This is a genomic window from Rhodomicrobium sp., assembly GCF_047605405.1.
Taxonomy (GTDB): Bacteria; Pseudomonadota; Alphaproteobacteria; order Rhizobiales; family Rhodomicrobiaceae; genus Rhodomicrobium; species Rhodomicrobium lacus.
Genome location: NZ_JASGFR010000041.1, coordinates 1 through 18559, shown reverse-complemented (window position 1 = coordinate 18559; position 18559 = coordinate 1). Strand labels below are relative to the sequence as shown.

Annotated in this window: 18 protein-coding genes and 1 tRNA gene; 6 read left to right on the top strand and 13 right to left on the bottom strand. The window is 61.8% G+C overall.

Going from position 1 to position 18559, the window contains the following annotated elements; translation table 11 throughout:
- Positions 1 to 9 precede the first annotated feature (9 nt).
- From QM659_RS14330 to QM659_RS14315, 4 genes are all read right to left on the bottom strand, one after another.
- Positions 10 to 549 (bottom strand): hypothetical protein, encoded by a 540-nt coding sequence (locus tag QM659_RS14330; protein ID WP_415188927.1) that lies wholly within the window; start codon positions 547 to 549, stop codon positions 10 to 12.
- Positions 550 to 1062 (bottom strand): hypothetical protein, encoded by a 513-nt coding sequence (locus QM659_RS14325; protein ID WP_415188926.1) that lies wholly within the window; start codon positions 1060 to 1062, stop codon positions 550 to 552.
- Between the two features lie 94 nt (positions 1063 to 1156).
- Entirely contained in the window at positions 1157 to 3034 is a 1878-nt protein-coding gene (ftsH, locus tag QM659_RS14320; RefSeq protein ID WP_415188925.1) for an ATP-dependent zinc metalloprotease FtsH, read from the bottom strand.
- Positions 3035 to 3308: 274 nt separating this feature from the next.
- Positions 3309 to 5174, bottom strand: a complete 1866-nt coding sequence (locus QM659_RS14315; RefSeq protein ID WP_415188924.1) for an ABC transporter transmembrane domain-containing protein — start codon at positions 5172 to 5174, stop codon at positions 3309 to 3311.
- A gap of 158 nt (positions 5175 to 5332) precedes the next feature.
- Here QM659_RS14315 and rpmE point away from each other — a divergent pair, with 158 nt between their 5' ends.
- The gene (rpmE, locus tag QM659_RS14310) at positions 5333 to 5554 is read left to right on the top strand and encodes a 50S ribosomal protein L31 (protein WP_127075518.1); all 222 of its coding nucleotides are present in this window, start codon (positions 5333 to 5335) and stop codon (positions 5552 to 5554) included.
- Positions 5555 to 5706: 152 nt separating this feature from the next.
- Positions 5707 to 5783: transfer RNA gene (locus tag QM659_RS14305), tRNA-Asp, on the top strand.
- 151 nt (positions 5784 to 5934) lie between these two features.
- On the opposite strand, the gene QM659_RS14300 is transcribed toward QM659_RS14305, so the two are convergent.
- Together QM659_RS14300 and QM659_RS14295 are read right to left on the bottom strand one after the other, a co-directional pair.
- Positions 5935 to 6645, bottom strand: coding sequence for a hypothetical protein (locus QM659_RS14300; RefSeq protein ID WP_415188923.1), 711 nt, complete (start codon positions 6643 to 6645; stop codon positions 5935 to 5937).
- Between the two features lie 51 nt (positions 6646 to 6696).
- Positions 6697 to 7053, bottom strand: coding sequence for a zinc ribbon domain-containing protein YjdM (locus QM659_RS14295; protein ID WP_415188922.1), 357 nt, complete (start codon positions 7051 to 7053; stop codon positions 6697 to 6699).
- A gap of 227 nt (positions 7054 to 7280) precedes the next feature.
- Here QM659_RS14295 and QM659_RS14290 point away from each other — a divergent pair, with 227 nt between their 5' ends.
- Both QM659_RS14290 and QM659_RS14285 read left to right on the top strand, forming a co-directional pair.
- Positions 7281 to 7526, top strand: a complete 246-nt coding sequence (locus QM659_RS14290) for a hypothetical protein (RefSeq protein WP_415188921.1) — start codon at positions 7281 to 7283, stop codon at positions 7524 to 7526.
- Between the two features lies 1 nt (position 7527).
- The gene (locus QM659_RS14285) at positions 7528 to 8172 is read left to right on the top strand and encodes a helix-turn-helix domain-containing protein (protein ID WP_415188920.1); all 645 of its coding nucleotides are present in this window, start codon (positions 7528 to 7530) and stop codon (positions 8170 to 8172) included.
- Positions 8173 to 8335: 163 nt separating this feature from the next.
- Here QM659_RS14285 and QM659_RS14280 read toward each other — a convergent pair whose 3' ends face one another.
- A complete protein-coding gene (locus QM659_RS14280) occupies positions 8336 to 8713 on the bottom strand; it encodes a hypothetical protein (RefSeq protein ID WP_415188919.1) in 378 nt (125 codons plus the stop codon).
- A 344-nt stretch (positions 8714 to 9057) separates the two neighbouring features.
- On the opposite strand from QM659_RS14280, the gene epsC reads away from it, so the two are divergent.
- On the top strand, positions 9058 to 9921 hold the full coding sequence (gene epsC, locus QM659_RS14275) for a serine O-acetyltransferase EpsC (RefSeq protein ID WP_415188918.1): 864 nt from the start codon (positions 9058 to 9060) through the stop codon (positions 9919 to 9921).
- Between the two features lie 312 nt (positions 9922 to 10233).
- Here the strand turns inward: epsC and QM659_RS14270 are convergent, their stop codons facing one another.
- Positions 10234 to 10971: an OmpW/AlkL family protein gene (locus QM659_RS14270; RefSeq protein WP_415188917.1), complete on the bottom strand. Its 738-nt coding sequence runs from the start codon at positions 10969 to 10971 to the stop codon at positions 10234 to 10236.
- A 593-nt stretch (positions 10972 to 11564) separates the two neighbouring features.
- Here QM659_RS14270 and QM659_RS14265 point away from each other — a divergent pair.
- Entirely contained in the window at positions 11565 to 12629 is a 1065-nt protein-coding gene (locus tag QM659_RS14265; RefSeq protein WP_415188916.1) for an amino acid ABC transporter substrate-binding protein, read from the top strand.
- A gap of 85 nt (positions 12630 to 12714) precedes the next feature.
- Here QM659_RS14265 and QM659_RS14260 read toward each other — a convergent pair whose 3' ends face one another.
- The 5 genes from QM659_RS14260 to QM659_RS14240 all read right to left on the bottom strand — a co-directional run bounded on the left by QM659_RS14260 (position 12715) and on the right by QM659_RS14240 (position 18471).
- A complete protein-coding gene (locus QM659_RS14260) occupies positions 12715 to 13851 on the bottom strand; it encodes a CaiB/BaiF CoA transferase family protein (RefSeq protein WP_415188915.1) in 1137 nt (378 codons plus the stop codon).
- Between the two features lie 179 nt (positions 13852 to 14030).
- Positions 14031 to 16205 carry a 3-hydroxyacyl-CoA dehydrogenase NAD-binding domain-containing protein gene (locus QM659_RS14255; protein WP_415188914.1) on the bottom strand — a complete coding sequence of 725 codons (2175 nt, stop codon included), beginning with the start codon at positions 16203 to 16205 and terminating at the stop codon, positions 14031 to 14033.
- A 92-nt stretch (positions 16206 to 16297) separates the two neighbouring features.
- A complete protein-coding gene (locus QM659_RS14250) occupies positions 16298 to 17509 on the bottom strand; it encodes an acetyl-CoA C-acetyltransferase (RefSeq protein WP_415188913.1) in 1212 nt (403 codons plus the stop codon).
- A gap of 85 nt (positions 17510 to 17594) precedes the next feature.
- A complete protein-coding gene (locus tag QM659_RS14245) occupies positions 17595 to 18089 on the bottom strand; it encodes a MerR family transcriptional regulator (RefSeq protein ID WP_415188912.1) in 495 nt (164 codons plus the stop codon).
- Between the two features lie 79 nt (positions 18090 to 18168).
- Entirely contained in the window at positions 18169 to 18471 is a 303-nt protein-coding gene (locus QM659_RS14240; protein WP_164729801.1) for an SCP2 sterol-binding domain-containing protein, read from the bottom strand.
- Positions 18472 to 18559 lie beyond the last annotated feature (88 nt).

Below are 18559 nucleotides of genomic sequence, written 5' to 3'. Positions count from 1 at the left end.
CAAGCGTGCTTAACCCCAATTGCCCTTTGAGCGAGCTATAGCTGCATCAAGAATCGAAAAAACAACTGGCTCCCACATAGCACCTTGATCGGCCGCACTAACCAGCATTTCGCGCACGCGTTGTGGACTGGACGAAGGGCCACCCCTTAATTCGGAATAAGCTCTGATCATTTGCGCGTGGAGCTCAAACGCCTTCGTGAGTGGATCTTTATCAGGTTCTCGAAACAAAGATCGTAGCTTCCGCCAAACCCAGGAAAGTAGTTGGTAAGCCGCCAAAACGCTTACAAACATAATAGCGATGACTGAGATGGCGGGCACACCGACCGCAGCAGCAAGCAAAGCTATTACTACCGGTGCAAGGTAAAAAAGAGAGAACTTGAGCAGAAATATTTTTATCCCGCCCTTCAACCATACGATAGAAAGTTTATCGAAATTCCCCTTCGCCTTGTCATATGCTTCAATCTCATTAGAGATTAGCAAAAATCTAAATAAAAAATTGATGAGGTATTTTGATGGCGTTTGCTTTAAATCCTCTCCAAAGTAGTACACTTATTTTGCGATTAGGGCATCTACGAGAAGAGATTCAAGCTTCGGTGATCGTAGGTTTTGCTTCATATACATTTCTGCGACGTCAACGATCTGGTTCTTATCCATCGGACAGGCTTCTTTGCTTGTGAAGCCTTCCCGAAAAGCCTTGGCGAGATCGCGATGCCTCCAAATAATGCCATACCGCTCCGGCTGTCCCGGTTCCTCGTCGGTGTCATTTCTCCTGCACGCCCACAAGAAACTATCAACGAGGCTGCCCGCACGATAAACAACATCGTTCGGGTCGGCGACGACACCCTGACCGTTGACAACCTCTCGCAGCAAGTCAGTCAAAAGGTCTGAGTATTGAAACTTCCAGCACTCTTTCGGCTCAATCCCGAGACGCCGTAAGTGCGCATCCATAGCCAAAAAGATGACGTTACCTTGCGCTGTGTCACCGTCTAAAAAATTCATTTTAAATACCTGTTCGCCGTTAAACGCCCGACAAGTATCTTTCCTACCAGAGACGATAGCCAACGCATATCGTCTCTGGCTGCATTTTCCTGTTTAGAAAACGAAAGCGCCCGCAGCTTCCTGCGAGCGCTTCCAACATGTCTTTTGAATTATCAGATCAGGACAGCGTCGGCGCATGCTCGGCTCCGGGCGCGAGCACCTCGTCCGTCGACGAGCCGTCGAGCTTCGCGCCGGGCGCGATGTTCACGAGCGGCGGGAAGTCTTCGGGCGTGATCGTCTCCTTCGCGAGCAGCAGCGCGGTTCCCTCGTCTAGATCCTTGCGGCGTTCGGTGAGCGTCTTCTTCGCCTTCGCGTAGGCATCGTCCACGAGCTTCTTCACGGCAAGGTCGATCTCGCGATTCGTCTGATCCGAATAGTCCTTCGGCTTCCCGATCAGCCCCTCGCCGAGAAACGCCTGACGCTGCGGCTCATAGACCCGCTGGCCAAGCCCCTCGATCATGCCGAAACGCGTCACCATCTGACGGGCGATGTCGGTGGCGCGGTCGATGTCGTCGGCGGCGCCGGTCGATATCTCGCCGAAGACGATTTCCTCCGCCGCTCGGCCTCCCATGAGCACGGCCATCCGGTTCAGAAGTTCCCCGCGCTGGATCACGAAGCGGTCTTCCGTCGGCCGCTGCATGGTGTAGCCGAGCGCGCCGATGCCGCGCGGGATGATCGAAACCTTGTGGACCGGATCGACACCCGGCAGTGCCGACGCGACGAGCGCATGGCCCATCTCGTGATGGGCGACGACCTCGCGCTCCTTCTTCGACAGCACGCGGGAGCGCTTTTCGATGCCCGCGACGAGCCGCTCCACCGCGCGGGTGAAGTCGTCGAGCGTCACCTGCTCGGCGTGGCGGCGCGTTGCGCCGAGCGCCGCCTCGTTCACGAGGTTCGCGAGGTCCGCGCCCGAAAAGCCGGGCGTGATGCCCGCCACCTGTTCGAGATCGACGTCCTTCGCAGCCTTGATGCGCTTGATATGCACGTTGAGGATCGCGACGCGCGCGTTCTTGTCCGGCCGGTCGAGCGCGATCTGGCGGTCGAAGCGGCCCGCGCGCGTCAGCGCCGGGTCGAGGATCTCGGGGCGGTTCGTGGCGGCGAGCAGCACGATGCCTTCGCGCGGGTCGAAGCCGTCGAGTTCGGCCAGAAGCTGGTTCAGCGTCTGCTCTTTCTCGTCGTTGCCGCCGCCCGCCATGCCCGCCGCGCGTGTGCGGCCGAGACTGTCCAGTTCGTCGATGAAGATGATGCAGGGCTTCATCTTGCGCGCCTGCTCGAACAAGTCGCGCACACGCGCCGCGCCGACGCCGACGAACATTTCCACGAATTCGGAACCGGAGATCGAAAAGAACGGCACGCCCGCCTCGCCCGCGACCGCGCGCGCGAGCAGCGTCTTGCCGATGCCGGGAGGTCCGACGAGCAGGATGCCCTTCGGCACCCGCGCGCCGAGGCGCCCGTAGTGGTCCGGGTCTTTCAGGAAGTTGACGATTTCCTGAAGTTCCCCCTTCGCCTCGTCCGCGCCCGCAACGTCTTCGAAGCCGACGCCGGTCACCTTCTCGACGTAGATTTTCGCGCGCGACTTGCCGACGCTCATCAACCCGCCGATTCCCTGCTTCTCGGCCATGCGGCGAATGAAGAAGGCCCAGATCGCGAAGAAGATGAAGATCGGCAGCACCCAGGAAGCGATGTCGCGAAAGATGTTCTGGCCGGAGCTGCCCGAAAATTCGACGCCCTGCTTTTCGAGTTCGTTCGCCACCGCCGGATCGACCCGGGTGGTCGAAAAGAATTTCTTGCCGTCCTGCGGCGTCTTGAACTCGCCGCGGATCTGAGACGGGCCCACGACGACGTTGGTGAGTTGGTTCTCTTTCAGAAGCTGCTGGTAGCGGCTGTAGGGCACCGGCTCGATTTCATTGTAATTCGCCCAGTACACCTGAAACATGAGCAGAAGCCCGAGGGCGACCGCCAGGTAGGTGAGGTTGAGTTTGTTCTTCTTGTCCATGTCCCGTCCCCAAAAGTGCCCCGCGCCGCCGGAAAAAAGCGGTTTTACGCGCCGAGCGCGCCCGTCATTCAGGCAAATAAGCGCCCGGACGTGAATTATTCCTCACCGGACGCGCCGTTAGCCTGTGTCGCTCAAGGGGAAGTAAGCACTGGAAGGCGTTCCGGGAAGTCGAAATGCGCAATGAGCCGATGCGGCTGGCCGTGTCCGTCCAGCGGACCGCACGCAGCATTCAATGGGCATTTCACCCCCGGCTTCGCAACGGGGAGAGGACGGGTCAGGAAGCCAGCGCCTGCCCGTCCGGGTGGCCCTCAAGCTGAAGCCCGGCCAGCCTCGCATAGACGCCGCCCGCCGCGAGAAGCTGCGCGTGCGTGCCTTCCTCGACGAGTTCGCCGCCGTCGATGACGAGGATGCGATCCGCGTTGACGACAGTCGCCAGCCGGTGCGCGATGACGAGCGTGGTGCGCCCGCGCATGACGCGTTCGAGCGCCGTCTGCACGAGCTTCTCGCTTTCCTGATCGAGCGCGCTCGTCGCTTCGTCGAGAAGCAGGATCGGTGCATTCTTGAGGATGGCGCGCGCAATGGCGATACGCTGACGCTGACCGCCGGAAAGCATGACGCCGCGTTCGCCAAGGAGCGTGTCGTAACCCTGTGGCAGTTGTTCGATGAAGGTGTTCGCCAGCGCCGCTTTCGCCGCCGCGCGCACGTCCTCATCGGATGCGTCGGGCGAACCATAGCGGATGTTGTCGATGACGCTTTCGGCGAAGATGATCGTATCCTGCGACACGAGCGAGATCCGCTTCCGAAGCGCGGTGAGATCCGCCCTGTCGACAGGCACGCGGTCGACAAGGATTCGTCCCTGCTGCGCGTCGTAGAAGCGGAGAATGAGATTGAAGATCGTGCTCTTGCCCGACCCGGACGGCCCGACGATCGCCACGCGTTCGCCCGGCCGCGCGATGAAGGAGACATTGTGCAACGCGGGATGGTCCGGCCGGAGCGGATAGGTGAAGGACACGGTCTCGAAAGTGACTTCGCCCTTCGAATGCTCGGGAAAAGCCCTTGGATCGGCAGGCGAACTTATCTCGGCGGGAATCGCCATGAGTTCGGAAAGCCGCTCGGCAGCACCCGCCGCCTGCTGCATCTCGCCGAAGATTTCGGAAAATTCGCTGAGGCAAGCGGCGGCGATAACCGCATAAAGCACGAACTGTGCAAGGATGCCGCCCGTGATGACGCCTTCCATCACGTCGTGCGCGCCATACCAGAGCACGCCGACGATGGCGCCGAAGATGAGAAAGATCGCCGATGCCGTCATGGTCGCGCGGCGCTTCGTGCGCGACACCGCCGCGTCGAAGGACCGGCTGACCGCAGCCGCATAACGGTTCGCGACGAGCGTTTCAGACGTGAACGCCTGCATCGTGCGAATCGCCGAAAGGTTCTCGCTCGCAAACGACGAGGACGCAGCGACTTCGTCCTGAGCGATGCGACTGTAACGACGCACGGTGCGGCCATAAAGCACGAGCGGCACGACGATGACCGGAATCACGACGAGGACGAGAAGGCTCAGCTTGAGGCTTGTGAACACCATGAGCACAAGCGCTCCGAAGAACATGACGGCATTGCGCAACACCTGACTGACAGACGTCGACACGGCGGCCTTGATCTGTGTCGTATCGGCGTTGAGGCGCGACATGATCTCGCCTGAATGCGTATGCTCGTAGAAGGCCGCGCTGAGCCGCGTGAGGTGACGGAAGACATCCGCGCGCACATCCGCGATGACGCGCTCGCCGAGCCAGGACACGCAATAGAAGCGTATCGCGCTCGATGTTCCGAGGAGCGCGCCGACGGCAAACAGGCTCGCGAAATAAATGTTGATCAGGCTCTGCTTTTCTGGTGAGAAGCCTCGGTCGATCATCTCCCTCACGGCAAACGGCAGCATCAGCGTTGCGGCGGAGGAGACGATCAGCGCGATGAGCGCGGCGATCGCGACGGCTTTATATCTCAGGACGTAGGGGCGAAGGAGTTGAAGCGGCTTCAGGCTCGCGCGGGAGCGGGGCTGACGTGCGGCAATTTCTCCCGGCTTGCGGTTTTCGCTGGCAGGGGAGGCAAGATTCGAGCGGCGATTGGCGAGGGTATGTAGGGTCACTTTGCACACTCTTCTGCGTAGCGCGCGCCTGTGTCACCGAATTTTCTCAATGAAACCAGCACGATGACGCTTAAACTTGTCACCATCTCACTTCGTCCTGTATAGCAACCCAAACCGCACAAATACAAGGCGCACATCGAAGCGCAAGAGGAAAGACCATGAAAAAGGATATTCATCCCGACTACCATAAGATAACGGTCGTCATGACGAACGGCGAGACGTTCGAAACTTATTCCACCTACGGTCAGGAAGGCGGGAAGCTCAACCTCGACATCGATCCCAACACCCACCCGGCTTGGACGGGCGGCAACCAGCAGATCCTGGATCGCGGCGGCCGCGTGTCGAAGTTCAAGAAGAAGTTCGAAGGCTTCCTGAAGTAGGCCATTCGGCCAGGCGGTTTGTGACGAGGCGACGCTTTCGCCGCCCTGTCACATAAATCGCAAAAAGCGAAAACTAGCGCTTGAGATGCGCGGCAACGCTTGTTATGTAGGGGTCATCGGCGGCGCGCTGAAGCGCTTCGCCAGTCCCAAGCGGGGGTGTAGCTCAGTCGGTTAGAGTGCCGGCCTGTCACGCCGGAGGTCGCGGGTTCGAGCCCCGTCACTCCCGCCATTTTACCGGACAGCCTCGTTGTTTCTCGACGGCTTTTCGTGGTTTTTCCGCTAATCACTGCTCTTACAAATATGAACGTGCCGCGCTTCGTCGTCGCTTCGTGCTCGACAACGAGACAGGAGCCGTCATGCGCGTCCCCTCATGCGCGAAACTATGTATCGAGATAGAAAAATTCCCATCCGGTCAGCGCATTAAGCCGCCCGATGTTCTCCGGCGAGAGGAAAACGAGGGTCGCGTCGCCGTCGAGAAAAATCGCAAATCGCTCTTCGACGTCTCCCGGAAGCCGCTCGTTCAGTCGAAAAATGACGGACCAATCGAAATCCTTGCCATGGGCAAGGTCGAAGGGAGAAACCTCGGCGTCCGCATGGATCGTGATCGAGACGGGCTTTCCAGGCTCGATCCGCTTGTAAGGATCGGATGCGTTTTGTGCCTCGACGCTTTTGACCGGCCACTTGTCGCTCGCCATCGCGATCATGACCGAAATCATCGCCGCATAATCCGACGCTTTGGCGACATCGTAGCAATGGTCGTTGAAATGGACTGCGTTTGCAAACGGCCTTGGGCCGTCCACAGGGCCCGTCAGCGCAAAAAGCGCCCAATGCCCCGGGCCCGGCTCGCCTGCGAAGGAAATTCCGCGATTCTCATCGGCAATGGCTGCAGCCACGCCAGCGGGGTCGGCCATGGCTTCGGGCGCGAGACGCAGACCGACCTTCACGAGTTCGCTCATCGCAAACTCGATGTGGCGTGCGTCTTCCGGCACCACCACCCGGCGCGCCGTGGCCGCTCCCGGCACGACATTCGGCAGCGCTTTGGCGCTGCCCCTTTCGGTGGTACGCCTCCTGAATATGCGACGAAAGAACATCGTCTGGACTTCCGCTGAAAACATCCGGGCGTGTGTCGGGGCGCGGCCCGGTCAAGCCTTGCGCACGAACTCCGACTTCAGGTTAAGCGCACCGATTCCGTCGATCTTGCAGGCAATATTGTGGCCGTCCGTCGCTTCGGGAATGAGGCGGATATTCTTCACCTTCGTGCCGACCTTGATCGCTCCCGACGCGCCCTTCACCTTCAGTTCCTTGATGACCGTTACGGCGTCGCCGTCTGCGAGCACAGTCCCGTTCGAATCGCGCACGCTCGCCGCGTCGGCGGTTTGCGCCGTTTCGGCCGCCGCCGCCTCGCTCCATTCATGGAAGCAATCGGGGCAAACAAAGAGATTTCCGTCGAAATATGCGTTCTCGGACTGGCACTTCGGGCAATGGGATATGGCGGTCATGACTGGATATCCGATCTTGGCGGCGGCATTGGCTGCATGCGTCCAGCGATAAGCCCGCGTTCCGCGCCGTTACTACAAAAAAAGGCGCATATGGCGCGCCGCGAAAGAGTTCCGCACATGCTTTCACCGGCTGGCAGCTTGAGCGCGAACGACATTTCCCTAGCACGCCCGCTGGGGAAATGAAAATCGTTCGCCCCCTTTTGACACGACAGCCGCGCGCAAGGATCATGGGCAAAAAACAGGCTGGCGTGTCACGCCGGTCAGGCGGGATGATGGCGGTGCAGAAAACGGCGCAGATCTATTCGCTGGATGAATACAGGCACAGGCGAGCGAAGGAGCGCGCCCGGCAGGCCGGCAATGCGGCATGGCCGACAATGGCGTGGTTTCCATTCGTCTACGTGCCTTTCCTGGTCTTCGCTCCCGCGTGTTTCGGCGCGCCGCAATCGGTGGCGGCTCAGGCCGGGCACGATTGACGTGAACGCAGGCGGTGAACAAACGCAGCGCGTCGCCGATCACGGCGGGCTTGAGCCGCCGGACTATCTGCTGAGTGGCCTCGGCCGGAACTTGCGCCGCCTGCGCACTCAGCGCGGCTTTTCGCTCGAACGTTTTTCAAAACAATGCGGTGTCAGCCGGGGCATGCTCGGGCAGATCGAAACCGGCAAGAGCATGCCGACGCTCGGCGTTCTCTGGAAAATCGCCACGGCGCTCGACGTGCCCTTCGCAAAACTTCTCGGCAGCCGGGACGAGGATGGAACGCATGTCCTGCGCAAGGACGACACACCCGTCATCGTGTCGGACAGGGGTGGCCTTCAGTCGCGCGCCCTGTTCCCGAAGGCAGGCGACTGCCCGGAGTTCTACGAACTGCGGCTTTCGCCCGCGCATCTGCACCTGTCGGAGCCGCATGCGCCCGGCACACGCGAAAATCTCGTCGTCGTTTCCGGCACGGTGGAAGTGACGGTCGGGGATTCGTCGCCTTTCCTGCTCGCGCGAGGCGACTCTATTTTCTTCGAGGCGGACGCCCCCCACTCCTATCGTAACGCTGACGACTACGAAGCGGTGCTCTATCTCGTCGTAAGCTATCTTCAAAAAACGCCTGCCGCGCCAAACGGGCATTCCTGAAACGGATCGCGCCGCCTCGAAGCTCTGGCTGCGGGGCGGCGCGTATCAGTGTAAATCCCTGGCGATACAGGTACACCCAGATTTACCGTGCCGAAACGCCATCGGGCGTTCCATCATCTCTCTCACTCAACTTGCAACTTCGGCTGTATCTTGGCTGTTCCAGCTAGGCCATACAGCACATCGCCATACCACCGCACATCATCATCATCGGCATACCGTTACCCATCATGGTGCACATCTGCTTGCAGCACTGCATCATCATGTCCTTCATCGCCGGGTCCATCGCCGTGATTTCGCAGGTCATCCCGTCCGCGGTCATGGTGCAGTTCATCTTGCACATCATCATCGGCATCATCATGCCACCCATCGGCATTCCGCCCATCATCGGCATCATGCCGCCCATCGGCATACCACCCATCATCGGCATCATGCCGCCCATCGGCATACCGTTCATCATCGGCATCATCCCGCCCATCGGCGTCATCGTGTTGGGCATCATGGTGTTCGGCATCATCGTGTTGGGCATTGTCATCGGGTTCATGGTCGTTCTCCGTTTTCTCTCGTTCTTAATTCCGCCTAAGAACGTTAACTCTGTCGCCACGGGCGAGCAAAACCAAAGCCCATAGCGGATGCCGTTTCCTCCAAAGAGGTGGAATTGCCGTCGCCATCTTGGACGGGCAGTCGACGCATTTTCCAATTCGGCGCGCCAAGGCGGCTTTAATTTTTTGCGCACAATTTTTGATTGGGGTTATTTTTTTCGTTTATGTCGCGATTTATAGAATTTATGTCCATAGCCACACCGTGATCGGACATTTTGTAAAAAATATTTTCAGACACAGCCGCGCAGGCTATAATCGCCTTCGCGCAGAACAGATCAGGTGCCTCGTGAACGCTCCAATCGACGAAAACGCATCGCCCAGTCTTCGAACTGGCGGTTCGCTGCCCGCGGACGACGCCGTATGGACCGTACTTCAGGCCGAAGCCGAGCAGGCTCGCAATGGAGAGGCAGCGTTGGCCGCCCTCTTCGACAGCATTCTCGGCGCCGCCAGCTTCGAAAGCGCCCTCATCGAAACGCTGATCGCCCGGATCGGCCATAATTCCCTCGCTAGTCATACGCTTCGCGCGCAGTTCCGCTCGGCAGCGGCCGCGGACCCGACCATCGGCGCGGCGGGACGCGCGGACCTCAAGGCCGTGGTCGAACGCGACCCCGCCTCCGGTCGTCTCCTGGAGCCGTTCCTTTTCTTCAAGGGCTACGCGGCAATCCAGACCCATCGCTTCGCGCATTGGATGTGGGAGAACGGGAAGCCCGATTTCGCCCGCTACCTGCAAAGCCGCTCGTCGGAGGTCTTCCAGACCGATATCCACCCGGGGGCGGTCATCGGGCGCGGCTTTTTCCTCGACCACGCGACCGGATTTGTCGCGGGCGAAACGGTGGTGATCGAGGAAGACGTGTCCGTTCTCCATGGCGTCACTCTGGGGGGCACCGGCATCCAAAAGACCGACCGGCATCCCACGGTGCGCACGGGCGTGCTGATCGGCGCGGGCGCGATCATCCTTGGCGACATCGAAATCGGGGCGTTCTCGAAGATCGCGTCGGGCTCATTCGTAACGCAGAGCGTGCCGCCGCGCTGCACAGCGGTCGGCGTTCCCGCGCGCATCATCGAAGGCGCGGGCTCGACCAATCCGGCGCAGAGCATGGATCAGCATCTCGCGCTTGGCACCTACGAATCCTTCACCTACGTGATTTGACGGAAGCTGCGAAGGGCGAGCGTTCCTCGCGGAAACTTGCAGAGGGGAGCGGCGCGAGCGCCCTCCGCAGCAGACGGCGCGTCCGTCTTCATCCCCGGCTTATCTCGCAAAAAAGAGGTTCTTTCCCCGTCCCGCGGGAGCAATATTCGCCACGCGAGGCTGTCACTTGGCTGCTGCGACGCCGTGCGGTAAATTCGAACATTTCACGACAGCGAGACCGGCCACAGGCGTGCGGCACGGGTATCGGACCCACGAAAAGAAAAAGCGCGGAGTTTACCGCGCTTTTCCCCAGGCCCCCAAGATGGGATGCAACTACTTCAGCGGAACGTAAGAGCTGCCGAACTTGTAGCCGATACCAGCGCCGACGATGATCGGATCGATGTCGACGTGGCCGGTGACGCGGGTCGGCGCTGCATTAAATCCATTGGTATAAGCGTTGACCTTGAAGTCAGTGTCGAGGAAGAGATACTTGAAATCGAAGTTCAGGAACCAGTTTCCGGCAAGCTTATAGTCGAAGCCAGCCTGAAGCGCGGCACCCCAAGTATTGTCGAGCTTGAAGCCGCGATAATTCGCGCCGGACTCGTCATTGAAGAAGAACGTGTAATTGACACCAGCGCCGATATACGGCTTGAACGCCGTCCCGGTGTCGAAGTGGTATTGCAGCGTGATCGTGGGAGGCAGAAGCCAGACGTCCTCGATCTTTCCAAGACCCGAGATACCTTTCGCAGAATCGACCGTGTGCGGCGTCACGCCCGCAATGACTTCCACGGCGATGTTTTTCGTAAAGAAGTAGGTGATATCGAGTTCCGGAATACCGGATGTCGAGATCGAAACGCCCGGATTGAACGAAGCAATATTCCACTTGCTGGTATCACCATCCGGGATCACGGCGAGGCCGCGCGCGCGCACGAAGATGTCGCCCGGGTTCGTCCAGGATTCGACAACCACCGGCGCGTCCTTGTAGCCGCCGCCCGCGCCGTAAAGATCGGCGGCATTGGCGCCACCCATCGCCATCACGCCCGCAACCGCGGCGTAAGCAATACGTTTCATTTATTAACCCCCGTACCCATTTTTTGAGAGTCGGCTGCTCGCCGACATAGCCTCAGCAAAGAACCTTCGGGGAATATAAGTCAATTGCGCGATTTCGAGTATTCGTCACTATCCGCGCAGAAGTGGCATCCATACAACAGCCTATTCTGACGTGTATAAATCTGGACTTGCTACGCTTTCATTGGCCACGCTCGCATAAAAATGGCGTCTGGCGCCAGGCGAACGAGATGTGATTTCAAACGCGGTCGCTGTACGCACGGTTTGTTTCGTATATTCCCGGAATTTAAACTCTCCCGTTTCACCGCAAAGCCGCCTTGATAAATCTCAAATAGCCCAGCCCCGGCTTGATAATTCGCAAAATCTGGTGTTCGCAAGCGATAGCCTTGCTGATTACCCGAAAGTCAGCGGGCCAAGATGCCCAAGGCGGGCCAATCGCGATCGAGGCAAAGAGAGGCGCAACGCGGCGCGCCCGCCATCATTCTCCTTCTCGGCGAGAGTGAACGGTGGCGCGGGAAACGCAATATTTGCCCTTTCCTGTCAATCTCGCGGTGCTCAAGACAAGAATAGTCCGGCGTCTTCGGGAGGACACAACCATGACGAAACCTCGCCTGTTCTTTGCCGCGCTTGTTGTGGTCTGTGTCGCCGGACCGGCCGTAAATGCGGAGGCGGCAGAAGCACCTCCGGCAACTCCCCCGGCTGTTGCAGAAAAATCCGACTCCGTCGCCGTCAAACCCGAATTGGGCGAGACATCACCTTCCAATCCCGACAAGTCCGGAACGCTCGCCCTCAGCGCCACCGAAGGCCGTGTGCTGGACAAGATCAGATCGACGGGAGTTATCACGCTTGGCTACCGCGAGGCAGCCGCGCCTTTTTCATACGCGGCAGACCGGACTCCCGCCGGTTTCGCGGTCGATTTTTGCGGCCTCGTCGCCGACAAGGTGAAGGAAAAGCTGGCGCGTCCCGAGTTGAACATCGTCTGGCGCACGACCGCCGACGCCGACAGCGCCGCGGCCGTCTCGAAAGGCGACATCGACATCGATTGCGCAGCAACACCCGACACGGCACCCCTTGGCGATGCGGCAGATCTTTCCGCGCCGGTGTACGTTTCCGAACTGCGCTTCCTCGTGCCGTCGAAGCTGCGCCCCGAGGCCGAAGGCTTTCGCCGCCGCCGCGCCGACTTCAAGACCCCGACCGCCATCGACGACCTGAAGGGCAAGACCGTAGCACTCCTGCAAGGTTCGCCCGCCCTGCCCTACGTTCTCGGGCAGAGCGTTGAGCGCTATCTCGGCATCTCCGTCGTGTATGCGAAGACGCCCGCCGAGGCGTTCAAGCTGGTGGAGACGGGCGCAGCAGCCGCCTATTTCGACGACGACGCGGTGCTCCTCAACCTGAAGGCGGGCGCGAAGTCGCCGGACAGCTTCCTGCTCCTCGGCAGCGGTCGGCCGGGCGCGCAATACGCCCTCATTTTGCCGAAGGACGAACCGCTGAAGGATCTGGCCGACGCCGCCATCCTCGACGCGGTGAAGTCGGGCACATACGAAAGGCTTTACGCGAAGTGGTTCGAAAGCCCGATCCCGCCGAGAAACGTGACGCTCGCCTATCCGATGACGGAGCGGACAAAGCAGTTCGTGAAAGACCCCGCCTCCGCGACGGAATAGGCGATGGCGGCCCGCCGGCGTCCTGCCGGAAAACCGCTTCACGCTTTCCCGGACCCGCTCCAAGCGCAACCGGCGAGCGCGCGAGCTACCTCGATACGCCCCAATCCTTGAGCGCGGCCTCGCCGCCTTCGCCCGGCGCGACGGCGGCAAGTGCCCTCAGCTCCGAGCGCGAGAAGCGCGGCGCGGGCGGCGGATGCAGCGCGCCGTCGACCTCCATGAAGGTTGCGCGCGCGATGTTGTGCGGATGCGCCGCCGCCTCGTCGAAATCGAGCACGGGCACGACGCAGGCATCCGCGCCGTCGAACAGCGCCGCCCATTCGTCGCGCGGCTTCTTCGCAAAGATGCCCTCGAACTCGGCGTGCAGGATCGGCCATTGCGCGCGGTCGAGTTGCGCGGGCAAGTGTTCCCATGGGTCGAGGCCCAGCCCCTTGATGAGCGCGGCGAAGAACTTCGGTTCGAGCGCGGCGACGGCCACGAACTTGCCGTCCGCGCATCTGTAGGTCCGGTAGAAGGGCGCGCCGCCGTCGAGGAAATTTTCGCCGCGCGGCCGGTCCCAGAGGCCGCCCGCGCGCAGCCCCAGAATGATGGCGAGTTGCGACACCGCGCCGTCGAGGATCGCAGCGTCTATCACCTGCCCCTTGCCCGAACGCTCGCGTTCGATGAGCGCGGCGAGCACGCCGATGACGAGGAACGCGCCGCCGCCGCCCATGTCGCCCGCGACGTTCAGCGGCACGACGGGCTGCCGCCAGCCGGGGCCCATCGCATGGAGAAGCCCCGTCAGCGCGAGATAGGTGAGGTCGTGGCCCGCCGAGAGGGCAAGCGGCCCATCCTGGCCGAAGCCCGTCATGCGCCCGTAGATGAGGCGCGGGCTACGCCCGAGCGCTACGGCCGGTCCGAGCCCAAGCCGTTCCATCACACCGGGGCGGAAGCCCTCGATGAGGACATCGGCCTTCTCGATGATGCGCAAGACCGTCTCGACTGCGGCGGGCTCTTTCAGATCGAGGATGAGCGAGCGCCTGCCCCGCTCGATGGGCGCGTTCATCACCGGGAACAGCCTCGCGCGTTCGGGCCGGTCGATGCGCAGCACATCCGCGCCGAGGTCCGCGAGCAGCATCCCCGCATAAGGCGCGGGGCCGATACCGGCAAACTCAAGCACGCGAATGCCGTCGAGAGGCGCTTTGCCCTTGTCGGGCAAAGATGTTGACGGCGTATCATCTGACATGGAGGCGTCCTCCATCGAATTCGCAGCGGGCGCATATGCGCCCGCCATTCTGATATGTCGCCGCTCGATGCGGCAAGTGCTCCTTAAGCAGCAGCCTTCGGCAGCCCGGAAGCCCTCTCCGAACTTCGACTGAGCATGATCCCATCGCAAAACCGGCAGCCGGTTCTGCGGATCATGCCCTAAGCAGCAGCCTTTGCCGCCGGGTAGAACGTCCTGTTCTCCGCCGCCATGTCGCGCAGGAGCTTCGGCGGCGAGAACCGCTCGCCATATTTCGCGGCGAGCCGCTCGCATTCCTTCACGACGTTCGGAATGCCGATGGTGTCGAGCATGGAAAGCGGACCGCCGGTATAAGGCGCGAAACCGAGGCCGAAGATGCCGCCCACGTCGCCGTCTTCCGGATCGGTGAGCACGCCCTCTTCCATGGTCCGCACTGCGTCGAGCGCCTGCGCGAAGAGAAGCCGCTTCTTCAGGTCGTCGATGCTCGGCCACTCGCTTTCCGGCTTCACCGGGAACAGCTCCGCGAGGCCCGGCCACAGCGTCTTCTGCCCGCCCTCGGGATAGTCGTAGAAGCCCTTGCCGTTCTTGCGGCCCGCGCGCCCATTCTTGACGTACATGGCTTCCATCACGCCGATGGCCGCGCTCGGCGTGTAGGCGTCGCCGAGGTCGGTTTCGGCCGCCTTGTGGATCTTCCAACCGAGATCGATCGCCGTTTCATCCGCAAGCGCCAGCGGGCCAACCGGCATCCCTGCGAGCTTGCCCGCGTTCTCGACCAGCGCCGCCGGGATGCCTTCCGTCAGCATGATCTCGCCCTCGCCGATGTAATTCATGCAGAAGCGCGAGGTGAAGAAGCCCCGCCCGTCATTGACGACGATGGGCGTCTTCCTGATCGCCTGCACGAAGTCGAGCGTGACGGCCAGCGCTTCGTCGCTCGTCTTCCTGCCGCGAATGATCTCGACTAGCGGCATCTTCTCGGCGGGCGAAAAGAAGTGAATGCCGATGAACTTCTCGGGCCGTTCGCTCGCTTCCGCAAGGCTCGTGATCGGAATGGTGGACGTGTTCGAACCGAAGATCACGTCGGGCCGTATCACCGCCTCCACCTTTTTCGTCACGTCGGCCTTGATGGCGCGATCCTCGAACACCGCTTCGATGATGTAATCGACATCGGCGAGGTCGGCGTAATCGGCGGTCGTGTGAATGCGGGCAAGCAGCGCCTGCCCGTCCGCTTCGGTCGTCTTGCGGCGCGAAACCGCCTTCTCGACAAGCTTGCGGGCATAGCCCTTGCCGCGCTCCGCCGCGTCCACGTCGCGGTCGAGCAGAACCACTTCAATGCCGTTCGAGGCCGCGACATAGGCGATGGCCGCGCCCATCATCCCTGCACCCAGCATGCCTATCTTCCTGAACTTCGCCTTCGGCACGCCCTGCGGACGGCGCACGAGCTTGTCGGCGCGCCCCTTGTTCACGAACAGCGTGCGGATCATCGCGGGCGCGACCGGGCCGCGCAGCAGCGAGAGGAAATATTTCGCCTCGATCCTGAGGCCGAGGTCGATCGGCACCTGGGTGCCTTCATACACCGCCGAAAGTATCGCCCGCGCGGCCGGATAATTGCCGAAGGTCTTGTCGCGGGTCATGGCGTTGGCCGCCATGAAGAGCTGCGCCGCGGCTGGATGCATGCCGCCTGCGCCACCCGGAACCTTGAAGCCGCGCTCGTCCCACGGCTGCACCGATTTCGCTTGCGGAGACAGAAGCCACGCCTTCGCCTTCGCCAGCAGTTCGCCGGCGGGCACGACATCGTGGATGAGGCCGGACGACTTCGCCTGCGTGGGGCTCAGATGCTTGCCCTCAAGCAACAGCGGCGCCGACGCCATGATGCCGATAAGGCGCGGAATGCGCTGTGTGCCGCCAGCGCCCGGAAGCAGGCCGACCTGCACCTCGGGCTGGCCGATCTTGATCGACTCGTCGTCGGCGGCGACGCGGTAATGCGTGGCGAGCGCGATCTCGAAGCCGCCGCCAAGCGCCGTGCCGTTGATCGCGGTCGCGACCGGCTTGCCGATGGTTTCGAGGCGGCGCAACACTTCGGTGAGACGCGACGACACCTTCAGAGCCTCGGCGGGCGGAACCTTGCGCGCATGCTCGATCATGCCCGACATGCCGATGAGGTCGGCGCCCGCGACGAAGCTCGACTTGGCCGAAGTGATGACGATGCCCTTCACGCTCGCGTCGGCGGCGGCGCGCTCGATGGCCTCGCTCAGTTCCTCGGTGAATTCCGGGCTGATGACGTTCATCGACTTGCCCGGCTGGTCGATGGTGAGCGTGGCGATGCCGTCCGCGTCGACTTGATAGGAGATGCTGCTCATGTCCGTTTCCTCTTTTCTTCCCGAGGCTGCCGTCTACGGGCGCCAGCGGGGCGATTGATGAACACCGGCCGGAGTTCCGGCCAAGCGATGGTTCAGACGAGTTCGAGGATGGTGGCTGTGCCCATGCCGGCGCCGATGCACAGCGTCACAAGGCCCGTGGCCGCGCCGCGCCGCTCCATCTCGTCGACGAGCGTGCCGAGCACCATCGCGCCCGTTGCGCCCAGCGGATGGCCCATCGCGATGGCCCCGCCGTTCACGTTGAGCTTGTCGTCGGCGATGCCGAGCACGTCGCGGAAGCGGAGCACCACCGACGCGAAGGCTTCGTTCAGCTCCCACAGGTCGATGTCGTCCTTCGTCATGCCGGCCTTCTTCAGCGCGCGCTCTGCCGCGTAGCTCGGCCCCGTCAGCATGATGGTCGGCTCCGAGCCGATGGACGCGAAACTCTTGATGCGCGCGCGGGGCCTGATGCCGGCCTTCTCGCCCGCCTCTTTCGAGCCGATGAGCGCGACGGCAGCGCCGTCCACGATGCCGGACGAGTTGCCCGGCGTATGCACGTGGTCGATGCGCTCGATTTCCGGGTATTTCTGAAGCGCCACGCCGTCGAAGCCGTAGGTCTTGCCCATGTCGGCAAAGGACGGTTTCAGGCTGCCCAGCGACTGCATGGACGCATCGGGACGGATCATCTCGTCCTTGTCGAGAAGCGTGATGCCAAGAATGTCCTTCACCGGCACGACCGATTTCGCGAACCGGCCTTCCGCCCACGACTGCGCCGCGCGCTTGTGGCTCTCGACCGAATAGGCGTCGACGTCGTCGCGGCTGTAGCCCCACTTGGTCGCGATGAGGTCGGCGCTGATGCCCTGCGGCACGAAGTAGGTCGAGAAGGCGACAGCCGGGTCGATGGGCCACGCGCCGCCATCGGATGCCATGGGCACGCGGCTCATGCTTTCCACGCCGCCGCCGATGATGAAAGGCGACTGGCCGGACATGACCTTTGCCGCCGCCATGTTGATCGCTTCGAGGCCGGACGCGCAGAAGCGGTTCACCTGCACGCCCGGAACGCTTTCGTCGAAGCCCGAGACGAGCGAGGCCGCGCGCGCGATATCCGCGCCCTGCTCGCCCACCGGGGACACGCAGCCGAGGATCACGTCTTCCACGTCCCTCGTATCGAGGCCGGGATTGCGATCCTTGACCGCGTCGAGCATCTGCGCGGCGAGCTGGACGGGCGTCACCTCATGCAGCGCGCCGTCTTTCTTGCCCTTGCCGCGCGGGGTGCGCACGGCGTCGAAAACATAGGCATCGACCATGGTTCATCCTCCCTGATTATATGCGCGCGCGGGCGCATTCGCGCAGCCTCGCGACATTCTTTATGATTTCGTTGTCTCGCCCCCGTCACCCGGCGGTGCGGCGGCTCTTTACCTGCGAAGCGCCCGCTTCGCCTTCGCGCTCGGCCTTGCAGGGGGACGAGCCCTCTTCGGCCAGATACTGCAAACACTGCGCGTGAATATCGCGAAGCTCTTCGAGCGTCTTGACGATATCCGCCTGCTTTTGCTCCAGTTCCGCGATCATCGCGGCCGAGCGTTCGGCGAGGAACGACACCTGCTGCGGACGCCCCTCGCCGCGGCTTCCGTAGAGTTCCAGAAACTGCTGCACTTCCGCGAGCGAGAAACCGATGGATTTCGCGCGCAGGATGAGCTTCAGCCGGGCGCGATCGCGCCTCGTGTAGACGCGGCCGCCGTTCGCGCGCACGGGGGCGAGCAGTTCCTTCGCTTCATAGAAACGAATGGCGCGCGCGGTGATCCCGAGTTCCGATGCAAGCTCGGCGATGCCGTAGAGCTTTTCGGACTCGGACGTCTCGGCCTTGGCTCGCTGGCGTACTGCGGTCAATGCATCCCGGCTTTCTGGTCGCCCGTTCGATCCGCGTTCGAGATGCACCCGAACGCGGGTAAGTCGAACGAAATTTGCTCTAGACGATCTGCCCGAGCCGCATGGCAAGACCCATGTCGCCATCGACCCGCATCTTGCCCTGCATGAAGGCGGATGTCGGCTGAAGGCGGCCGTGGATGAGGTCGGAGAAGTCGCCCGCGCTCATGCTGATGGTGCACTTCGCCGGATCGGCGTTGTTCACCGTCACGGTGTTGCCCGCGCCCGTGCCGTCGATGTAGAGGTTCCCGGCGCTGCCGAGGTCGAACTTCACGCTGCCGCCGAGGGGAGACTTGCTTCCCACGCGCTTTACCAGGGCGTCGGCCACTTCGTTGAGATCCATCATGCGCTCCTTGTCCGTTTCCGCCCGAAAGGTAGCGCATCCGGTTATCATTAACAAGAGGCGGTTGACGTATACGTCAGGCTAATGCCGT

What these genes read in the sequence shown, in the direction of transcription:
- QM659_RS14290 (WP_415188921.1), top strand. Translation starts at nt 7,281, where the DNA reads ATGGGCAAAAAACAGGCTGGCGTGTCACGCCGGTCAGGCGGGATGATG.
- rpmE (WP_127075518.1), top strand. Translation starts at nt 5,333, where the DNA reads ATGAAAAAGGATATTCATCCCGACTACCATAAGATAACGGTCGTCATG.
- QM659_RS14240 (WP_164729801.1), bottom strand. Translation starts at nt 18,471, where the DNA reads ATGATGGATCTCAACGAAGTGGCCGACGCCCTGGTAAAGCGCGTGGGA.
- QM659_RS14255 (WP_415188914.1), bottom strand. Translation starts at nt 16,205, where the DNA reads ATGAGCAGCATCTCCTATCAAGTCGACGCGGACGGCATCGCCACGCTC.
- QM659_RS14265 (WP_415188916.1), top strand. Translation starts at nt 11,565, where the DNA reads ATGACGAAACCTCGCCTGTTCTTTGCCGCGCTTGTTGTGGTCTGTGTC.
- QM659_RS14260 (WP_415188915.1), bottom strand. Translation starts at nt 13,851, where the DNA reads ATGTCAGATGATACGCCGTCAACATCTTTGCCCGACAAGGGCAAAGCG.
- QM659_RS14250 (WP_415188913.1), bottom strand. Translation starts at nt 17,509, where the DNA reads ATGGTCGATGCCTATGTTTTCGACGCCGTGCGCACCCCGCGCGGCAAG.
- QM659_RS14280 (WP_415188919.1), bottom strand. Translation starts at nt 8,713, where the DNA reads ATGAACCCGATGACAATGCCCAACACGATGATGCCGAACACCATGATG.
- QM659_RS14300 (WP_415188923.1), bottom strand. Translation starts at nt 6,645, where the DNA reads ATGTTCTTTCGTCGCATATTCAGGAGGCGTACCACCGAAAGGGGCAGC.
- QM659_RS14270 (WP_415188917.1), bottom strand. Translation starts at nt 10,971, where the DNA reads ATGAAACGTATTGCTTACGCCGCGGTTGCGGGCGTGATGGCGATGGGT.
- QM659_RS14295 (WP_415188922.1), bottom strand. Translation starts at nt 7,053, where the DNA reads ATGACCGCCATATCCCATTGCCCGAAGTGCCAGTCCGAGAACGCATAT.
- ftsH (WP_415188925.1), bottom strand. Translation starts at nt 3,034, where the DNA reads ATGGACAAGAAGAACAAACTCAACCTCACCTACCTGGCGGTCGCCCTC.